The following is a 16,281-nucleotide window of genomic DNA, read 5'->3' as shown; positions in this document are numbered from 1 at the left end:
CTCGACGGTGGCGATGGGACCAAACAGCCCAATCACCAGGAGATGAATTTATCCCCGAAGGGAATGATTCACCCTCGGGCTTTTGAAATGCTTGGCAACAGACCCGGAATCCGAGAATGTTCTTTGCTTTCGGTTTTGATCAAATGCAGTCCCATTCGGGCCACATTTGAAATGTACTTTCCCTACAGATAGGGATTTGCGCATCCCCATAAGCGGGTCGTTCCTAGGCTAGCCAGGTTTCTTAACTTCTTTATGACTTCAATCCTTTGATAGCAAAGGATTTTGGTGTCAAAGGGGAAGTTCCCAACCAAGCAACGACACGAACATACGTGTCGCACCAGGCGGCGTATCATAGCCAATCTGTGTAAAAAAACACCAGCTTTCCAGCCAGATCGCCATTCGCCACCTGTTTGTGCAGCCAGGCCTCGGCATGCGCCAGCAGCGCCGGATATTCATCCAGCAGCGCGCTCCAGGCGGGCCCGGCGCCCTCCCCGGCATTCCATGCCCGCCAGAAGTCCTGCAGCGCGCCGCGTGCGGCTGGTGCCAGATCGTGGCTGTACAGATCGAGGAAGGCATGCAGTTTGTCCCAGTGCGCATCGTCTTCCTGCGGATAGATGTGCCACACCAGCGGACGCCCCGCCCACTGCGCGCGAATGAACGATTCCTCGCCGCGCACCGCGTTGAAATCGCAGCTCCACAGCAGCAGGTCGTACTCGTCCTGCGTCATGAACGGCACCACGGCGATCTGCAGCGCGCCTCGCTGATGGCGTTCGCTCGGCTGCAGCGACGGTACGCCGAGCCATGCTGCAACATCCGCCAGCACGCGACCTTCGGGCACCAGCAGCTGGTTCGGCCGGGTATCGGCGGCCAGCGCATCGAGCCAGCCAGCTACGGCGGCATTCTCGTAGGCAAACAACGACAGCAGCCGCGCGCCGGGTTGCAACACCACACCCAGACTGGCAAGGAAATCCTCGCGGCGTGCCGGATCGGCCTGGAACGCTTCGCGGCGCGAAACGAGGTCCGCCTCGCGAATCAGCCCGCCGGTTTTCGCCTCGAAACCGGGGAAGAAAAAGTACTTCTGCAGCCCGCTGGACTGCAGCGACGGCAACGCATGGCAGCCGACGATCCAATCCTCGGCACTGAGGTATTCCAGGTTCAGCCAAAGAATGCGCCGGCTGCTCGCGGCCATTGCATTTATATAGGCAGGTGGCAGCTCGCAGGCGAACGCCTCGATGACCACATCGGCCGGCTCGGCGCCGCCCCACTCGCGCGACCAATGGCGCACGTCGACACCCTCGTGCCACTGCTGCGCCGCGCTCGCGCTGGTGCCGGGACACAGGCGGGCGAACGTCTCGAGATCGTCGACCCAGAGCCGCACTCGCTGGCCATGCTCGGCGGCCAGCTGGCGCGCCAGGCGCCAGGTCACGCCGATATCGCCGTAGTTGTCCACCACGACACAGAAGATGTCCCAGGCAACTTTCACTGACAAACCGAACTCCTTCGAACGCAGGCTGGCCACCGTGCATGGCGCCCATCGCAAACCAATCGGGGCAGGATACGGATCATTGGCGGCCCTGCAAATCGGTCGCTGATCTATCGCTGAGGCTAACGCCACGCACGCGGATGCCCGACACAAAGGCCGTAATCAGACAGGAAGGCAAAGGAGGAAACTGCGAGAAGGCGTCATGGAGGTGAGCCCTGCCAGCCACACCCCGGCACACAATGTCACCGCTGCGGCTGCTCCCTTCCGGGCCTGACCGGGTTCACGGCTGATCGTTGCGGGGGGACCGACAGAGCCCACCATGACGAACCCGCCTGGCGGCGAGCGGCGCCATTGTACCGGCTTATCGACAAGTTACAACCGCTGTCTAGCTGCGGTGCCAGGGCAGAAGATCGCATCTGTGGCGAACGCCAGCCGCTACCGTCGGTCAGTCAAGGGATCAGGCGCGCCATCCGTTAGCCGCATGGCACGAATTGCCCCTAGCCAAAGCCGGTCGTCTGTTCGAGGATGAAAGTGCGCGGCTGGAGTAGAACGCCTGTCACGCAAACATGCTGCGCCGGCGAAACCCTTCATAGCGGCGCGGCGGATGGCAACAGCAATGAGGTAATCATGAGCAAGGCTCCCATCGCCATCATCGGTACCGGTATCGCCGGGCTGTCCGCGGCTCAGGCATTGCACACGGCGGGGCAGGCCGTCCAGCTGTTCGACAAGAGCCGCCGCTGCGGCGGGCGCACGGCCAGCAAGCAGATCGAGAGTGGCTCGTTCGATCTCGGCGCCCAGTATTTCACCGCGCGCGATCGGCGCTTTCGCGAAGCACTGCAGCACTGGCAGGAGGAAGGCTGGGCCGCACCCTGGTCGCCCAACCTCTACCTTTCCCGCGCCGGCCAGCTGGAACCATCGACCGACGAACAGGCGCGCTGGGTCGGCACACCGCAGATGGCGTCGATCGCCCGGGCGTTGCTCGGCGATCTGCCGGTGACGTTCAGCTGCCGCATCACCGAAGCGTTTCGCGGCGAGGAACTCTGGACCCTGGTGGATGCCGACGGCGCCAGTCATGGCCCCTTCAGCCACGTGATCGTCGCCACCCCGGCGCCGCAAGCCAGTGCACTGCTGGCTGCCGCACCGAAGCTCGCGGCCGTCGCCGCCAGCGTCGCAATGGAACCGACCTGGGCCGTCGCCCTGGGCTTCGCCACGCCGCTGCCCACCCAGGTGGAAGGTTGCTTCGTACAGGACGACGCCCTCGATTGGCTGGCACGCGAGCGCAGCAAACCCGGGCGCAACGGACACCTGGACACCTGGGTGCTGCATGCCACCAACAGCTGGAGTCGCCAGCACCTCGATCTGTCCAAGGAGGCCGTCAGCGAGCAGTTGCTCGGTGCGTTCGCCGAGCTGATCGACTGTGTCGTGCCAGCTCCCGAGTTCACTCTGGCGCATCGCTGGCTATACGCACGCCCGGCGCAGCCGCATGAATGGGGCGCGCTCGCCGATGCGGGGCTGGGTTTGTACGCCTGTGGCGACTGGTGTCTCTCCGGGCGGGTCGAAGGCGCCTGGCTCAGCGGTCAGGAAGCGGCCCGACGTCTGCTCGAGCATCTGTAGCGACGACTGCGCGAGTCGGCACGCGGCTCGCTAAAGTTGCGCCGGCAACGGCCGAATCTCCCGATTGAACGCCGCGCCTTGGTCGGCACGTCTTTGTCTCTCGGGAGTTTCGATGAACCCCTCAACCCTGATCGGTATCGTCGCGAGCATCGCGCTGCTTGCGGTGGTCATGCTGTTCGCCGCGCACGATCCCGCGCTGTATCTCGACCTGCCCAGTCTGGGCATCGTGCTGGTGGGTACGCTGGCCGCGACCTTCATCAGTTACCCGCTGCGCGAGGTAATGCGTGTGTTCGGCCTGATCGGCACGGTGCTGCGCAACGAACGGCTGTACACCCGCCAGGACCTGGAAGAGCTGGTGCAGATCTCCCGGCTGTGGATCGCAGGCGAGCTGCCGGCCGTGGAACGGGCCGTCGAGCAGGTGAAGAACCCGTTCCTGCGCACCGGCGTGCAACTGGTGATCGACAACACCCCCGAAGAAGACATCATCGACCTGCTGCAGTGGCGCATCGCCCGGCTGCGCGCACGCGAGAACGCCGAGGCGCAGCTGTTCCGCACGATGGCCAGCTACGCGCCGGCGTTCGGCATGATCGGCACGCTGGTCGGGCTGATCAACCTGATGTTCCTGCTCGGCAGCGGCGACATGCAGCAGATCGGCCGCAGCCTGGCGGTCGCGCTGATGACCACCTTCTATGGCGTGCTACTGGCCAACCTGCTGCTCAAGCCGGTCGCGGTGAAGCTGGAGCGGCGCACCGAGCAGCGCGTCGCGCTGATGAACCTGGTGATGCAGGGCATCGCGATGATGTGCAACAAGCGCAGCCCGGCCTACATGCGCGAGACGCTGAAGTCCTTCATTGCCCATCACGACGACGAGATTCGCGACGGCAACCCGCGCAAACCACGCGCCGCGCAGCCGGACGTCTGAAATGAACGGTTCCGCACAACGCAACGGCCGCTTCGCCAGGTGGCACGTCGAGCCTCGCGGCGAAGAAGAACAGGAAGGCTGGCTGCTCACCTACCTGGACATGATCACCCTGCTGCTGGTGATGCTGGTGGTGATGCTCGCCTTCGCCGGCCAGGGCGACGGCGCGACGCAGCAATCCAGCGCAGCACAGGCTGCCGATGGGCAGGCACCGCTCGTTATCGGCACGCCGCAGCCATCTGATGGAGTGCAGGCGATTGCCGCGATTGCCCCCGCGCCGCCGTTGCCGGAGCAGACGCGCGAACCGGCACCGACGCTGCCGGACCTGGGCGAGGACATCGAAGTGATCGTCAACGAGGGCAGCATCAGCTTTCGCATCAGCAGCGAAATCCTGTTCGGCTCCGGCCAGGCCGAACTCGAGGAGGCCGGGTTTGCCGTGCTCGACCGGCTGATCCCGACACTCGCCGCCACCTCGCACCGGATCATCGTCGAGGGCCACACCGACGACCTGCCGATCCAGACGCCGCGCTTTCCGTCCAACTGGGAACTGTCAGCCAGCCGCGCCAGCAGCGTGGTGCGCTACCTGCAGGTCAGCGGCATCGCCGCCGCCCGGATGAGCGCGACCGGCTACGCTGAAACCCGCCCGCTACGCGACAACGCCAGCGACCAGGGCCGCGCCGGCAACCGACGAGTCGAACTGGTGATGCAGACCCAGCCGCCCGCACCCTGAGCGCGGCGCTCAGCCGAGCGCCGTGTCGAGGAACATCATCACTGCGAAGCCGATCATCAGGCCGATGGTCGCCGGCGTCTGGTGGCCGTTACGGTGTGTTTCGGGAATCACCTCGTGGGACACCACGAAGATCATCGCGCCGGCCGCCAGCCCCATGCTCACCGGATAGGCAACGGCGAAACCGCTGGACATGCCCAGACCAACCAGCGCACCGAGCGGCTCCATCAGGCCGGAAGCCGCGGCGACCAGTGCCGAGGCCAGCGCGGACAGGCCGGTGGTACGCAGTGCCAGCGCCACGGCCAAGCCTTCGGGGATGTCCTGGATGGAAATCGCCGTGGTCAGCGGCACGCCCACGCCGAGGTCGCCATTGGCGAAACTCACGCCAATCGCCATGCCCTCGGGAATGTTGTGCAGGGCGATGGCCAGCACGAACAACCAGACGCGATTCAACCGCTCGCAATCCGGCCCGCAGGGCCCCGTGCTTTCGTGCTCGTGCGGCGTGAAATAATCGAGCCCGAGCATCAGCAGCGCCCCCAAGCCGAGCCCGACGACCACCATCAGCGCCGCCGCCGAGCCGCTGTCGAAAATCTCCCGGCCGGCGGCAAGCCCCGGCAGGATCAGCGAGAACGAAGCGGCCGCAAGCATCATGCCGGCCGCGAAGCCGAGCATGCTGTCCTGGGTGCGGCTGGAAATCTCGCGCAGACCGATGGCCAGCAGAGCACCGAGCGCCGTGGCGGAGAACCCCGCGCTGCCGCCCAGCATGGCGAGGCGCAGGTTGTTCTGGTCGCCGTTGTGCAACGCGCTGTAGCCGCTCGCCAGCAGCAGGGCCAGCACCGCCAGCAAGGCGGCGCCAAGCCCGGTCGCAATCCAGGGATTGGCCTGCGCCTGGGCAATCCAGGCGGAGCGCAGTGTCGCAGCGGAGCTTTGCGTCGTATCCATGTCGTCGGATCCTTGGAGCGGGCCTTCATTGTAGCGCCGCGCCTTCTGGCGGTTCCTGCTATGACCGCGATAGACGCGCGCCCGCACCGCGCGAGGATGGCTCGACGAATGGATTGGCCGTAAGCTGCGGCGACATACTCTGGGGAGTGCTCAACTTGCTCGCAACGCCTTCTCGCCGCTCGCTCGTAGTGATCCTGCCGGCCGTCCTGATCGCCGGCTGGCTGCTCTGGCAGCACTGGCAAGGGCCGGAGCTGCCGGGCTATCGCCTGGAGCCGCGCCCGCTGGTGCAGCGGGTGGTCGCCAGCGGCGAGGTGGACAATCAGTCGGTCGCCCAGATCGGCAGCGAGATCACCGGTGTGATCGCCGCCCGCCACGTGCGCGAAGGCGATCCGGTGAAGGCGGGCGACCTGCTGCTGGAGCTGCGTGACGACGAACAACTGGCGCGCCTGCGCGAGGCCGAAGCTGCGCTGCGCCAGCTGATCGACAGCAGCCGGCCGCAAGCCCAGGCCACGCTGCGCGATGCGCAGAGCAACCTGCAGCAGCTGGTGCGCGAACGTGAGCGCCGCGAAACCCTCTTCGAACGCAAGCTGCTGGCTTCCGAGGCGCTGGAGCAGGCGCGTCGCGCCGAGCTGGCGGCGCGGGTGATACGTGATCGCGCCCGCCTCGCCGCTGCCGCGCAGGCGCCCGGTGGTAGCGAGGAACAGGTACTGCGCCAGCGCCTGGAGGCTGCACGCGCCAACCTCGCCAAGACGCGCATCCACGCCGAGGTCGATGGCATCGTGCAGACCCGCGCCGTAGAGCCGGGCGACTTGGTCCAGCCGGGACGCATGCTGCTGGAAATCGCCCGCGCCGGCCGACGCGAAATCATCCTGCCGCTGGACGAAAAGAACCTCGCGCCCGTGGCGATCGGCCAGGCGGCGCAGGTGATCGCCGATGCCTATCCGCTGCGCGCGTTCGCCGCCCGCGTGAGTTTCATCGCGCCCAGCGTCGACACTGCGCGCGGCACCATCGACGTGCATCTGGACCTGGAAGAGCCCGCCGAACTGCTGCGCCAGGGCATGACGGTGTCGGTGAACATCGAGACCGGGCACCGTGAGCAGGCGCTGGTACTGCCCAACGACGCGCTGCGCAGCCGCGACGGCGAGCATGCGCGGGTGCTGCGGGTGCGTGACGGCAAGGTCGAACGGGTGGACGTACGTCTCGGCCTGCTCGGCACGGCCTTGAGCGAGGTACTCGATGGTCTGCAGGCCGGCGACCGCGTGCTCGCCGCCGAAGCCGAAGAAGGCCGGCGGGTACGCCTGCGCGAGCAGCCGATTCCCACCGGCGTGCAGGACTGACCACCGATGCGCCTGCTCGACTCGCTGTGGACCGAGTGGAAAATCGCCCTGCGCTTTCTGCTCGACAACCGCTTGCAGACGCTGCTGATCGTCTTCGGCATCGCCGTGGGCTCGGCAGTGATCGTCTTCATCACCGCGTTGATCACCGGCCTGCAGGCCAACGTGATCGAGCGCACACTCGGCACCCAGTCGCACATTCGTATCCTGCCGCCGGACGAGGTCAATCGCGTGCTGCCGGCAGCCGACGGCGCGCTGACGCTGCTGCTGGAAAGCCCGCGCGCTCAGCGTCTGCGTTCGATCAGTAATTGGCAGGATGTGCGCGACGTGCTCGATCAGGACGCCCAGGTGCTCGCCGTATCGCCGGTCATCAGCGGTCCGGCGCTGGCGCGCCGCGGCGTCGCGCGGGCTTCGGTGGCGCTGGTTGGCATCGATCCACAGCGCTACCAGCGCATCATTCCGTTGGCCGAGGAACTGGTTGCGGGCGAACTGCGCGTCGGTGCCGGCGATGCGGTGATCGGCACCGAACTGGCGCGTGACCTGGGCCTTGGCGTCGGCGACAAGCTGCGTCTGGACGCCGGCGAGGGGCGCGAGGCGGTCGTCGATATCGCCGGAATCTTCGAGCTGGGCGTGCGCGAGCTGGACGAGCGCTACGTCTATCTGGATCTCAAGCAGGCACAGACCCTGCTCGACCTGCCCGGCGGCGTGACGGTGATCGACACCACCGTGGCGCAGATTTTCGAGGCCGACCGGATCGCCCGCCGCCTCGCCCGGTTGACCGGTCTGCGCGCCGAAAGCTGGATGGATACCAACGGTCAGCTGCTCAACGCACTCAGCTCGCAGAGCATGACCACCGAGATGATTCGCGTGTTCGTCGGCATCTCGGTGGCCTTCGGCATCGCCAGCGTGCTCGCCGTCAGCGTCGTTCAGCGCACGCGGGAGATTGGCATCCTGCGGGCGATGGGCAGCCCGCGCCAGCAGATTCTGCGGGTATTCCTGATCCAGGGCGGCCTGCTCGGCCTGCTCGGTTCGGCCTGCGGCGGCGGCGTCGGCTGGGGGTTGGTGCAGGTGTTCAACCTGCTGGGGCCACGGCTGTTCTACATCCCGGTCGACCCGACGCTGGTGCCGCTGGCCATGCTCGTGGCAACCGTGACCGGCGTCCTGGCGGCCGCCCTGCCCGCCCGCCGCGCGGCACACTACGACCCGGCGGTGGCCATTCGCTATGTCTGAGCCGACCATGCCTGACCCGCGCGAAGTGCTGCGCCTGGAAGGCGTGCGCAAGAGCTTCAACCTCGGCACGCCACTAGAAAGCGAGGTGCTGCACGGCATCGATCTGCGCTTGCGTGCCGGCGAGCTGACCGCCCTTATCGGCCCGTCCGGCTCGGGAAAGAGCACGCTGCTGAACGTCATCGGCCTGCTCGACCCGCCGAGCGCCGGCGAGCTGTACCTGCTCGGCCGGCCGACACGGATGGTCGATGACGAGACGCGCACGCGCCTGCGCAACGAGGCGATCGGCTTCGTCTTCCAGTTCCATCACCTGATCTCGGCGTTCAGCGTGCTGGATAACGTACTGATGCCGCTGATGATCCGCCATGGCAAACCGTCGGCGACGGAGATCGACCTGGCGCGCAGCCTGCTCGACGAGGTCGGCCTCGCCGCGTACGCCGACAAGAAGCCCACGCAGATTTCCGGTGGCCAGCAGCAGCGGGTCGCCATCGCCCGTGCGCTGGTGACCCGCCCACCGCTGCTGCTGGCCGACGAGCCGACCGGCAATCTCGACACACGTACCGCACAGAGCGTGTTCGAGCTGTTCCACCGCATCAATGCGCAGTTCGGCTGTGCGGTGCTGGTGGTCACCCACGATCCCCGCCTGGCGGCCAACTGCGCACGCACCGTGCAGCTCGTCGACGGACAGATCGTCAGCGACGCGTTGAATTCGCCGCTCGATGGGTAAACGCCACCGCCGAACTAGTCGTCGGCCCGTGGAAACGCAACCACAAAAAACGCGCTACTATCGACAGGCTTGCATACCCCGCGGGGTATTAATACGTTGAAAGGAGTTGCGACATGAGCGCCCGGATTGAAGCCTTCTTCGACCCCGACACCTTCACCTACAGCTACGTTGTCAGCGATCCGCAGACGCGCCAGTGCGCGGTGATCGACTCCGTGCTCGACTATGACGCCGCCTCTGGACGCACATCGCATCAGGCCGCCGATCGCATCATCGACTACATCCGTACGCACGAGCTGCAGGTCCAATGGCTGCTGGAAACCCACGTGCATGCCGATCACCTGAGCGCCGCTCACTATCTCAAGCTGCACCTGGGCGGTCGGCTCGCCATTGGCGAGCGCATCACCGAAGTGCAACGTACCTTCGCCGAACTGTTCAACGCCGGCGCCGATTTCGCCACCGATGGTCGGCAGTTCGATCAGCTGTTTCGTGACGGCGAACGGTTCCAGATCGGCAACCTCGATGCACAGGCACTGCATACGCCAGGCCACACGCCCGCCTGCCTGACCTACCTGATCGGCGACGCCGCATTCGTCGGCGATACGCTGTTCATGCCCGACTACGGCACCGCCCGCTGTGACTTTCCCGGCGGCGACGCGCGTACGCTGTACCGCTCGATCCAGAAACTGTTCGCCTTGCCCGACAGCACCCGCGTGTTCCTCTGTCATGACTACAAGGCGCCAGGCCGCGAGACGTTCTTCCACGAAACCAGCATCGGCGCCGAGCGCGTGCACAACGTGCATATCCACGCTGGCATCACCGAGGAGGAGTTCGTGACCATGCGTACCGCGCGCGATGCCACGCTTGGGCTGCCAGCCCTGATCCTGCCTTCGGTGCAGATCAATATGCGCGGCGGCGAACTGCCTCCAGCCGAGAGCAACGGCACGCGCTACCTGAAAATACCTCTGGACAGGCTCTGACCGCCCAGACAACGAACCTTTGCCTCACGGGAGATAGACATGAAAACCGCCCATGACCTGGTCGTCGAGGCCAGGACCCGCATCCGGGAAGTTCCGATTGCCGATGCCGAAACGGCGATTCGCGAATCGGACGTACTGATCGATGTGCGCGAAGGCGACGAATATCACGCCGCGCACGTTCCCGGTGCCGTGAACATTCCACGTGGCGTGCTGGAGTTCAAGCTCAGCGGCATGCCCGAGTTCGATTCGCGCGACCTGGCGATCGTGCTCTACTGCAAGACCGGCGGGCGCGCCGCGCTCGCCGCCGCAGCGCTGCGGGAGATGGGCTATCTGCAGGTCAGGTCCATCGAAGGCGGCTTCGATGCCTGGTGCGCGGCCGGCCTGCCGCAAACGACTCCGAGCCTGCCCGATTTCAGTTGAGCTCCGGCTCAAGCGACAGACAAAGCATCGGGTGGCATTGCGCAATCGCGCTAGACTTCTGCACGCAGCGCGGCGGTCGCAATGGTCGCCACGCAATGACCAGCGGAGATGAAGACGATGAAGCGAGGGACATGGGCGCTGCTGCTGTGCATCGGCATCGGCATCGGCACGAGCCAGTGGGTGCAGGCTCAGGAGCTGAAAATCACCCTGGCGGGCGTCGAGCATGACCGCGGCAACGTGCGGGTCGGCTTGTATGCTGATCCGAAGACCTTCCGCAAGGAGGCCAAAGCATTCGCCACCAAGCAGGCCCCCGCGGCAACGGGCGACGTGACGCTGACTTTCGGTGATGTTCCGCCGGGGCGTTATGCGGTCATGGCCTACCACGACGAGAACGCCAACGACGAACTCGACCGCCGCTTCGGCATGTTTCCGGCCGAAGGCTACGGTCTGTCCAACAACCCCAAGGTGATGGGCCCGCCGGCCTTCGACGACAGCGCCTTTGACGTCGTCGCCGAGCAGAACACGACCATCATTATCGACATGCGCTACTGAGCATGGCGATGGCAGTCGCCGCCGGTCGATTGCCGACCAGCGGCGAGTGTGGCCTCAATGGCGCAGCTTGCAGGTCTTGATGCCCAGCAGACCGTATGCCGGGCAGAAGCGGAAGATGCCGGTCGCGAGCGGTAGCAGGCCGATCCAGCCCCACATGCCGATCACGCCGCCCAGCGTCAGGCCGATCAGTAACAGCCCGACGACTATCCGCACCGTACGATCGATTGTTCCCACATTGGCTTTCATGATGACCTCCAAGGTCAGTGCGCGCGCCGGCTTTCCAGCGCAGTGAAGAGCAACATTCCGCCCAGCATCGCCACGACGAACAGCGCGACCTGCCAGCGCCCGGACAGCAGCATCGCCAGCGCCGGACCGGGACAGATGCCGGCGATACCCCAGCCAATGCCGAACAGTAGGCTGCCGCCGATCAGGCGCCGATCCAGCTCACGCTTTTCCGGCAAGCGCATCGGTGCATCGAGCAGCGAGACATGGCGGCGTCGCGCCCAGCCGAACGGCAACAGCGCCACTGCGATGGCACCGGCCATCACCAGCGCCAGTGAGGGATCCCAGACGCCCGCCAGGTCGAGAAAACCGATCACCTTGGCCGGATTGGCCATGCCCGAAAGCAGCAGACCGATACCGAACAGCAGACCCGCGGCAAATGCAGTCAGCTTGCGCATGTTCAAGCTCCGACAAGGTGGCGAATGACGAAAACGGTCGCGAATCCTGCGGCCATGAAGGCCAGGGTCGCGACGATAGAACGCGCCGAGAGGCGTGAAATACCGCAAACGCCGTGACCGCTGGTGCAGCCCGCGCCATAGCGCGTCCCTACACCTACCAGCACGCCGGCGATCAGCAGGCCAAGCCAATTGGTCTGGAATTCCATCTGCGGCCATTCGCCGGCTATCAACCACAGCAACGGCGCCAGCAGGATACCGAGCAGGAACAGCGCCTTCTCGCCCCGCCCCTCCGCGTTGCGCTCCAGCAGGCTGGCGAGCAGGCCGCTGATGCCGGCAATGCGGCCGTTCAGCATGACGAACAGAGCAGCTGCCAGCCCGATCAGCGCGCCGCCGGCCAAGGCCGACCAAGGGGTGAAATTGACCCAATCGATAGTCATTGCTCGCTCCCGCAGAAAAGTTGGTAGAGGGTGGCGATGACCGCCAGCGCCTCGGGACTGCTGATGCGGTAGAAGATCTGTTTGCCATCACGACGGGTTTCCACCAACCCCTCGCGCCGCAGCACCGCGAGCTGTTGCGACAGCGTCGGCTGCTGGATGCCCAGCAACTGCTCCATGTCGCTGACATTGCGCTCGCCCTGGCTCAACTGACACAGCAGCAACAGTCGGTCCGGATTCGCGAGCGTTCGCAGCAGCTGCCCTGCCGCCGCCGCGCTGTCACGCAGGCGTTGGATATCCAATTCAGCGGAAGCAAGCGTCACAAGAAACACCTTCAAAAAAAACAATATATTTATATCTATATTGTTTGGTGACCCACTTGTCAACACAGCGGTGGTCAACGCTCGTTGCCATCGCTAGGATGCCCCTACCGGTATATGACCGACCCACGCAAAACGTACTCGCGCCGGGCGCTCTGTTCGTTTCTTCCCGCCGAGGTGATTGATGGAAGACCAGGCAATAACGTCGATCGACATGCAGGACCAGCAGCAGGCCATGCTCAAACGGCTGGCCCGGGTCGAAGGCCAGATTCGCGGCATTCAGGCGATGATCAAGCGCGGCGAGGAATGCGAGGCCATCGCTCAGCAGTTCTCGGCAGCCCGCAGCGCACTGGATAAGGCCTATAGGCTGATGCTGACCTGCCTGCTCGAGGAGGCGCTACACGATCAGGAACAGGACACGGCGGCCGCACTGGAGCGTGTGCGCAGCATCTTCACCAAGTACACCTGAGCGATCGACGCGCCTGCCGCGTAGCGATGCCGTACAGGAAATGAGCGATGTGAGAAATTGCAGGCATAAAAAAAGCGACCCTGAGGTCGCTTTTTTAGCTTCAAATGCCGGTTTCGACACCTGAAGCGAATTTGGAGCGGGAAACGAGACTCGAACTCGCGACCCCGACCTTGGCAAGGTCGTGCTCTACCAACTGAGCTATTCCCGCAAACTTGGCGTCCCCTAGGGGACTCGAACCCCTGTTACCGCCGTGAAAGGGCGGTGTCCTAGGCCACTAGACGAAGGGGACACACCCCGGAAACTACAGCCTGATTCCGGCTTGCCGCGCTTCGTTTGGTGCTTCACGCTGCAAGTGGCGCGCATTTTATGGAGGCACCGATAGCCCGTCAACCCTGCAAACCAAAAAAAATCGACATCGTCTTCGACGCTATCAGCTTGCCACCCCAGCCACTACACTCAGGCGCAAACTCAGCCGCACGGAGTGCCTGATGTGTCTCCTTTAATGGTCACCGGCCTGGTCGTTGCCGGCGTAGTTCTGCTGGTTGCTATCGGCTATATCAACCAACTCGTCGAGCGGAAGAACCTGGAGAAAGCCAGGCTACGGGCAGACCTGAACGATCGCCGACGCCGCTGCAGCAACCTCAGCGAAGCGCTACCCGGGCAGATGATGACACCAGCCCTGAAGCAGGTACTCGCCCGTATCGAGCTGAACCTCAGCGAACGGCTGCTGCCGCTCGAGCGCGGCAACGATCAGCTGACCAGCCGAATCCAGGGCCTGCGCGCCGAAATCGCCGAAGGCGACGCCATCCCGGTTCGCAATCCGCCACGGCAGATCATCAGCGAAGCCCAGGCCAAGGAGGTGCGCTTCATGCTTGAAGATCTCCATGCGCAGATCGTTCGAGCAGCCAAGGAGCGTCAGCTCAGCCAGGAGGAAGGTCGCCGCTGGGTTCAGGAAATCCAGCGCCTGCTCGCCGTACTGCACATCGAATACTTTGCGGGTCTCGGTCGCCAGGCGCTGCAACAGAACCTGCCACAACGCGCGCGCCTGGCCTTCGAGCGTGCGATCCAGCACATTCGCAAACAGCCGTCTACAGTCGAGTACTCGGCGCAACTCAAACAATTGCAGAATCTTCTCGATCACGCCAATGCATTGGTGTCGAACCAGGTGCGTCCCGCCGCGGATGAGCCGAGCGAGCTGGCCGAAGGCATGAAGGCGTTCGACGACGAGGATCTGTGGAAGAAGAACAACGTCTACTAGGCCCTACAGAGAGAACAACAATGACACTGACGGTTTACGGCGCCCCGCTTTCGCCTTTCGTACGCAAGGTCAGGCTCTGCCTGTTGGAAAAAGCGCTCGACTATCAGCTGGAAATGGTGATGCCGTTCAATCCGCCGGACTGGTATCTGCAACTCAACCCTCTCGGTCGCATTCCGGCGCTGCGCGACGGCGACCTTACGCTGGCCGACTCGAGCGTGATCTGCCAGTACCTCGAAGACGCCTATGCCGATACGCACCGCCTGTACGGCGATGACGCTGCAAGCCGAGCAAGGATTCGCTGGCTGGAGAAATACGCCGACTACGAGCTCGCGCCGCTGACAACCTTCTGCATCTTTGCCAACCGCATACTCAAACCGAGCTCGGGGGGCAGCTGCGACGAGCAAGCCGTACAGTCGGCGCTGCACGAAAAGCTGCCGCGACACCTCGACTACCTTGAGCAGCAACTGGGGCAGCAGGACTATTTCGTTGGCGGGCGCCTGTCGCTGGCCGATCTCGCCATTACCAGCCAGTTCATCAACCTGGCTCACGGTGGTGAATCGCTGGACACCGCTCGCTGGCCCGCATTGGCTGATCATTACGCCCGCATGCTTGCCCTGCCCTCGCTCGCCGGTCTGCTGCCCAGCGAGCAGCGCATGAACGACAAGCTCAAGGAAATGGCCAAAGCGGCGGCACGCTGAGCCTAAACGTACGCAGCGCCCGACCGAGGCGCTGCAACTCTTCAGTCGCGACGTTCGAGCAAACGCTGACCGACCCACTGACGCGCATATTGATACGCGCATCGTCCGTTGCGGTTACCGCGTCCGGTTGCCCAGCGAATCGCATCTCTCTCCAGCGCCTCGCTCCATACCCAGTCCAGCCCGGCCCGATCTGCCAGCGAGCCGATCCAGTGGCGAACGACGCTCAGGTAGTGCTCCTGACTGAACGGGTAGAACGACAGCCACAGGCCGAACCGGTCGGACAAGGCGATCTTGTCCTCCACCGCCTCGTTGGGATGCAACTCGCCATCGACCATTTGCCAGTGCTCGTTATCGCTCTGCCGTTCCGGCACGAGATGGCGGCGATTGGAGGTGGCGTAAAGCAGCACGTTTTCCGGTGCCCGCTCCAGCGAACCGTCGAGCACGCTCTTGAGCACCCGGTAATCCCCCTCGCCGGCCTCGAAGGACAGGTCATCGCAGAACACTACGAACGCCCGCCGCTCGCCGGCAAGCGCCTCCACTAGGCGGGGCAGATCGGCCAGGTGGTCGCGCTCGATTTCGATCAGACGTAGTCCGGCGGCGGCGTATTCAGCCAGCAGGGCGCGAATCAGCGACGACTTGCCGGTGCCACGCGCGCCCCAAAGCAGCACATGGTTGGCCGGCATTCCGGAAACGAACTGGCGGGTATTGGCCGCCAGCAGATCGCGCTGGCGGTCGATGCCGATCAGGTCGTCCAGCGACAGATCGAGATTCACGCGCAAAGGCGCCAGCCAGCCCCCGCGCGCATCTCGCTGCCAGCGCGCGGCAATGGTCCCACCCCAGTCGATGGGCTCATGCGGTATCGGCAATAACGGCTCGACACGCGTCAGCAGCGCCTCGGCACGCCGCAGAAATGCTTTCAGTTCGACATCCATCGGGCGACTCCAGATGTGATTCATAGACTTGAGCGGCGCGAGCTCCACACCCACTACCCCATCGACGCAGCGGGCGCTCGCAGCGTCCTCCGCGGCGGGGAGACTCAGGCGTCGTGCGGCTCCAGATCGAGAGACGCGGAATTGATGCAATAGCGCAAGCCGGTTGGTCGCGGTCCGTCGGGGAACACGTGGCCGAGGTGTGCATCGCAGCGCGCACAACGCACCTCGATGCGATGCATCCCGTGGCTGAAATCATCCAGACTGGCGATCGCCGTGTCACTGACCGGCTGGAAGTAACTGGGCCAGCCGCAACCGGAATCGAACTTGGCAGCCGAATCGAACAGCGGCGCACCGCAACAGACGCAACGGTAGGTACCCGGGGTCTTGCTGTCGTTGTACTTGCCGCTGAACGGACGCTCAGTGGCACCGAGGCGGCAGATCTGGAACTGCTCGTCGGAAAGCTCTTCGCGCCAGACTTCGAGCGGTTTTTCCAGCTTATCCATCGGTACACCTCCACAGCTTAAAAAAGGCCGATCTGTACCTTTTCCGGTGATCGGGCCGCACGTAT

Annotated in this window: 20 protein-coding genes, 2 tRNA genes and 1 other RNA gene; 12 read left to right on the top strand and 11 right to left on the bottom strand. The window is 64.5% G+C overall.

Features of this window, described 5'->3' with window-relative positions:
• Window positions 1–349: 349 nt before the first annotated feature.
• Window positions 350–1,489, bottom strand: coding sequence for an elongation factor P maturation arginine rhamnosyltransferase EarP (earP, locus tag NAV27_RS08585; protein ID WP_102828935.1), 1,140 nt, complete (start codon window positions 1,487–1,489; stop codon window positions 350–352).
• Window positions 1,490–1,696: 207 nt separating this feature from the next.
• An RNA gene (ffs, locus tag NAV27_RS08580) (signal recognition particle sRNA small type) lies at window positions 1,697–1,793 on the bottom strand.
• A 317-nt stretch (window positions 1,794–2,110) separates the two neighbouring features.
• On the opposite strand from ffs, the gene NAV27_RS08575 reads away from it, so the two are divergent.
• From NAV27_RS08575 to NAV27_RS08565, 3 genes are all read left to right on the top strand, one after another.
• Window positions 2,111–3,097 carry an NAD(P)/FAD-dependent oxidoreductase gene (locus tag NAV27_RS08575; RefSeq protein WP_102828934.1) on the top strand — a complete coding sequence of 329 codons (987 nt, stop codon included), beginning with the start codon at window positions 2,111–2,113 and terminating at the stop codon, window positions 3,095–3,097.
• Between the two features lie 112 nt (window positions 3,098–3,209).
• The gene (locus tag NAV27_RS08570; RefSeq protein WP_008570430.1) at window positions 3,210–4,019 is read left to right on the top strand and encodes a motility protein A; all 810 of its coding nucleotides are present in this window, start codon (window positions 3,210–3,212) and stop codon (window positions 4,017–4,019) included.
• Window position 4,020: 1 nt separating this feature from the next.
• Window positions 4,021–4,746 (top strand): OmpA/MotB family protein, encoded by a 726-nt coding sequence (locus NAV27_RS08565; protein WP_102828933.1) that lies wholly within the window; start codon window positions 4,021–4,023, stop codon window positions 4,744–4,746.
• Window positions 4,747–4,755: 9 nt separating this feature from the next.
• Here the strand turns inward: NAV27_RS08565 and NAV27_RS08560 are convergent, their stop codons facing one another.
• Complete coding sequence (locus tag NAV27_RS08560; protein ID WP_102828932.1) at window positions 4,756–5,685, bottom strand: ZIP family metal transporter; 930 nt, start codon at window positions 5,683–5,685, stop codon at window positions 4,756–4,758.
• Between the two features lie 155 nt (window positions 5,686–5,840).
• Here NAV27_RS08560 and NAV27_RS08555 point away from each other — a divergent pair, with 155 nt between their 5' ends.
• The 6 genes from NAV27_RS08555 to NAV27_RS08530 all read left to right on the top strand — a co-directional run bounded on the left by NAV27_RS08555 (window position 5,841) and on the right by NAV27_RS08530 (window position 10,922).
• On the top strand, window positions 5,841–7,022 hold the full coding sequence (locus tag NAV27_RS08555; RefSeq protein ID WP_102828961.1) for an efflux RND transporter periplasmic adaptor subunit: 1,182 nt from the start codon (window positions 5,841–5,843) through the stop codon (window positions 7,020–7,022).
• A 6-nt stretch (window positions 7,023–7,028) separates the two neighbouring features.
• A complete protein-coding gene (locus NAV27_RS08550; RefSeq protein ID WP_102828931.1) occupies window positions 7,029–8,249 on the top strand; it encodes an ABC transporter permease in 1,221 nt (406 codons plus the stop codon).
• A 7-nt stretch (window positions 8,250–8,256) separates the two neighbouring features.
• Complete coding sequence (locus NAV27_RS08545) at window positions 8,257–8,973, top strand: ABC transporter ATP-binding protein (RefSeq protein WP_369805823.1); 717 nt, start codon at window positions 8,257–8,259, stop codon at window positions 8,971–8,973.
• 113 nt (window positions 8,974–9,086) lie between these two features.
• Window positions 9,087–9,950 carry an MBL fold metallo-hydrolase gene (locus NAV27_RS08540; RefSeq protein ID WP_102828929.1) on the top strand — a complete coding sequence of 288 codons (864 nt, stop codon included), beginning with the start codon at window positions 9,087–9,089 and terminating at the stop codon, window positions 9,948–9,950.
• A 39-nt stretch (window positions 9,951–9,989) separates the two neighbouring features.
• Entirely contained in the window at window positions 9,990–10,370 is a 381-nt protein-coding gene (locus NAV27_RS08535) for a rhodanese-like domain-containing protein (RefSeq protein WP_102828928.1), read from the top strand.
• Window positions 10,371–10,487: 117 nt separating this feature from the next.
• Entirely contained in the window at window positions 10,488–10,922 is a 435-nt protein-coding gene (locus NAV27_RS08530; protein ID WP_102828927.1) for a DUF2141 domain-containing protein, read from the top strand.
• 54 nt (window positions 10,923–10,976) lie between these two features.
• On the opposite strand, the gene NAV27_RS08525 is transcribed toward NAV27_RS08530, so the two are convergent.
• The 4 genes from NAV27_RS08525 to NAV27_RS08510 are packed head-to-tail and all read right to left on the bottom strand — an operon-like array spanning window position 10,977 to window position 12,359.
• Window positions 10,977–11,168, bottom strand: a complete 192-nt coding sequence (locus tag NAV27_RS08525; RefSeq protein WP_008570439.1) for a YgaP family membrane protein — start codon at window positions 11,166–11,168, stop codon at window positions 10,977–10,979.
• Window positions 11,169–11,182: 14 nt separating this feature from the next.
• Entirely contained in the window at window positions 11,183–11,602 is a 420-nt protein-coding gene (locus tag NAV27_RS08520) for a DUF6691 family protein (protein WP_008570440.1), read from the bottom strand.
• Window positions 11,603–11,604: 2 nt separating this feature from the next.
• The gene (locus NAV27_RS08515; protein WP_102828926.1) at window positions 11,605–12,039 is read right to left on the bottom strand and encodes a YeeE/YedE family protein; all 435 of its coding nucleotides are present in this window, start codon (window positions 12,037–12,039) and stop codon (window positions 11,605–11,607) included.
• Complete coding sequence (locus tag NAV27_RS08510; protein ID WP_102828925.1) at window positions 12,036–12,359, bottom strand: ArsR/SmtB family transcription factor; 324 nt, start codon at window positions 12,357–12,359, stop codon at window positions 12,036–12,038. The genes NAV27_RS08515 and NAV27_RS08510 overlap by 4 nt, the downstream gene beginning before the upstream one ends.
• Before the next feature lie 181 nt (window positions 12,360–12,540).
• Between NAV27_RS08510 and NAV27_RS08505 the strand changes: the two genes are divergently transcribed.
• On the top strand, window positions 12,541–12,825 hold the full coding sequence (locus NAV27_RS08505; protein ID WP_102828924.1) for a metal-sensing transcriptional repressor: 285 nt from the start codon (window positions 12,541–12,543) through the stop codon (window positions 12,823–12,825).
• A gap of 132 nt (window positions 12,826–12,957) precedes the next feature.
• On the opposite strand, the gene NAV27_RS08500 is transcribed toward NAV27_RS08505, so the two are convergent.
• Both NAV27_RS08500 and NAV27_RS08495 read right to left on the bottom strand, forming a co-directional pair.
• Window positions 12,958–13,033: transfer RNA gene (locus NAV27_RS08500), tRNA-Gly, on the bottom strand.
• A 5-nt stretch (window positions 13,034–13,038) separates the two neighbouring features.
• Window positions 13,039–13,114 (bottom strand) — tRNA-Glu (locus NAV27_RS08495).
• A 201-nt stretch (window positions 13,115–13,315) separates the two neighbouring features.
• On the opposite strand from NAV27_RS08495, the gene NAV27_RS08490 reads away from it, so the two are divergent.
• Window positions 13,316–14,083 (top strand): hypothetical protein, encoded by a 768-nt coding sequence (locus NAV27_RS08490; RefSeq protein WP_232249101.1) that lies wholly within the window; start codon window positions 13,316–13,318, stop codon window positions 14,081–14,083.
• A 20-nt stretch (window positions 14,084–14,103) separates the two neighbouring features.
• Window positions 14,104–14,781 carry a glutathione S-transferase family protein gene (locus tag NAV27_RS08485; RefSeq protein ID WP_102828922.1) on the top strand — a complete coding sequence of 226 codons (678 nt, stop codon included), beginning with the start codon at window positions 14,104–14,106 and terminating at the stop codon, window positions 14,779–14,781.
• A 41-nt stretch (window positions 14,782–14,822) separates the two neighbouring features.
• On the opposite strand, the gene NAV27_RS08480 is transcribed toward NAV27_RS08485, so the two are convergent.
• Together NAV27_RS08480 and msrB are read right to left on the bottom strand one after the other, a co-directional pair.
• The gene (locus NAV27_RS08480; protein WP_102828921.1) at window positions 14,823–15,713 is read right to left on the bottom strand and encodes an ATP-binding protein; all 891 of its coding nucleotides are present in this window, start codon (window positions 15,711–15,713) and stop codon (window positions 14,823–14,825) included.
• 104 nt (window positions 15,714–15,817) lie between these two features.
• Complete coding sequence (msrB, locus tag NAV27_RS08475) at window positions 15,818–16,216, bottom strand: peptide-methionine (R)-S-oxide reductase MsrB (RefSeq protein ID WP_008570447.1); 399 nt, start codon at window positions 16,214–16,216, stop codon at window positions 15,818–15,820.
• Window positions 16,217–16,281 lie beyond the last annotated feature (65 nt).

This window comes from Stutzerimonas degradans, from assembly GCF_024448505.1.
GTDB classification, from domain to species: domain Bacteria; phylum Pseudomonadota; class Gammaproteobacteria; order Pseudomonadales; family Pseudomonadaceae; genus Stutzerimonas; species Stutzerimonas degradans.
The sequence above is the reverse complement of the archived record's forward strand: the minus strand, read 5'-3'. Positions and strand labels throughout refer to the sequence as shown.

Bases quoted from the DNA above. Each gene is read 5' to 3' on its own strand.
- NAV27_RS08575 (WP_102828934.1), top strand. From the start codon at position 2,111: ATGAGCAAGGCTCCCATCGCCATCATCGGTACCGGTATCGCCGGGCTG.
- NAV27_RS08570 (WP_008570430.1), top strand. From the start codon at position 3,210: ATGAACCCCTCAACCCTGATCGGTATCGTCGCGAGCATCGCGCTGCTT.
- NAV27_RS08565 (WP_102828933.1), top strand. From the start codon at position 4,021: ATGAACGGTTCCGCACAACGCAACGGCCGCTTCGCCAGGTGGCACGTC.
- NAV27_RS08560 (WP_102828932.1), bottom strand. From the start codon at position 5,685: ATGGATACGACGCAAAGCTCCGCTGCGACACTGCGCTCCGCCTGGATT.
- NAV27_RS08550 (WP_102828931.1), top strand. From the start codon at position 7,029: ATGCGCCTGCTCGACTCGCTGTGGACCGAGTGGAAAATCGCCCTGCGC.
- NAV27_RS08545 (WP_369805823.1), top strand. From the start codon at position 8,257: ATGCCTGACCCGCGCGAAGTGCTGCGCCTGGAAGGCGTGCGCAAGAGC.
- NAV27_RS08540 (WP_102828929.1), top strand. From the start codon at position 9,087: ATGAGCGCCCGGATTGAAGCCTTCTTCGACCCCGACACCTTCACCTAC.
- NAV27_RS08535 (WP_102828928.1), top strand. From the start codon at position 9,990: ATGAAAACCGCCCATGACCTGGTCGTCGAGGCCAGGACCCGCATCCGG.
- NAV27_RS08530 (WP_102828927.1), top strand. From the start codon at position 10,488: ATGAAGCGAGGGACATGGGCGCTGCTGCTGTGCATCGGCATCGGCATC.
- NAV27_RS08525 (WP_008570439.1), bottom strand. From the start codon at position 11,168: ATGAAAGCCAATGTGGGAACAATCGATCGTACGGTGCGGATAGTCGTC.
- NAV27_RS08520 (WP_008570440.1), bottom strand. From the start codon at position 11,602: ATGCGCAAGCTGACTGCATTTGCCGCGGGTCTGCTGTTCGGTATCGGT.
- NAV27_RS08515 (WP_102828926.1), bottom strand. From the start codon at position 12,039: ATGACTATCGATTGGGTCAATTTCACCCCTTGGTCGGCCTTGGCCGGC.
- NAV27_RS08505 (WP_102828924.1), top strand. From the start codon at position 12,541: ATGGAAGACCAGGCAATAACGTCGATCGACATGCAGGACCAGCAGCAG.
- NAV27_RS08485 (WP_102828922.1), top strand. From the start codon at position 14,104: ATGACACTGACGGTTTACGGCGCCCCGCTTTCGCCTTTCGTACGCAAG.
- NAV27_RS08480 (WP_102828921.1), bottom strand. From the start codon at position 15,713: ATGGATGTCGAACTGAAAGCATTTCTGCGGCGTGCCGAGGCGCTGCTG.
- msrB (WP_008570447.1), bottom strand. From the start codon at position 16,216: ATGGATAAGCTGGAAAAACCGCTCGAAGTCTGGCGCGAAGAGCTTTCC.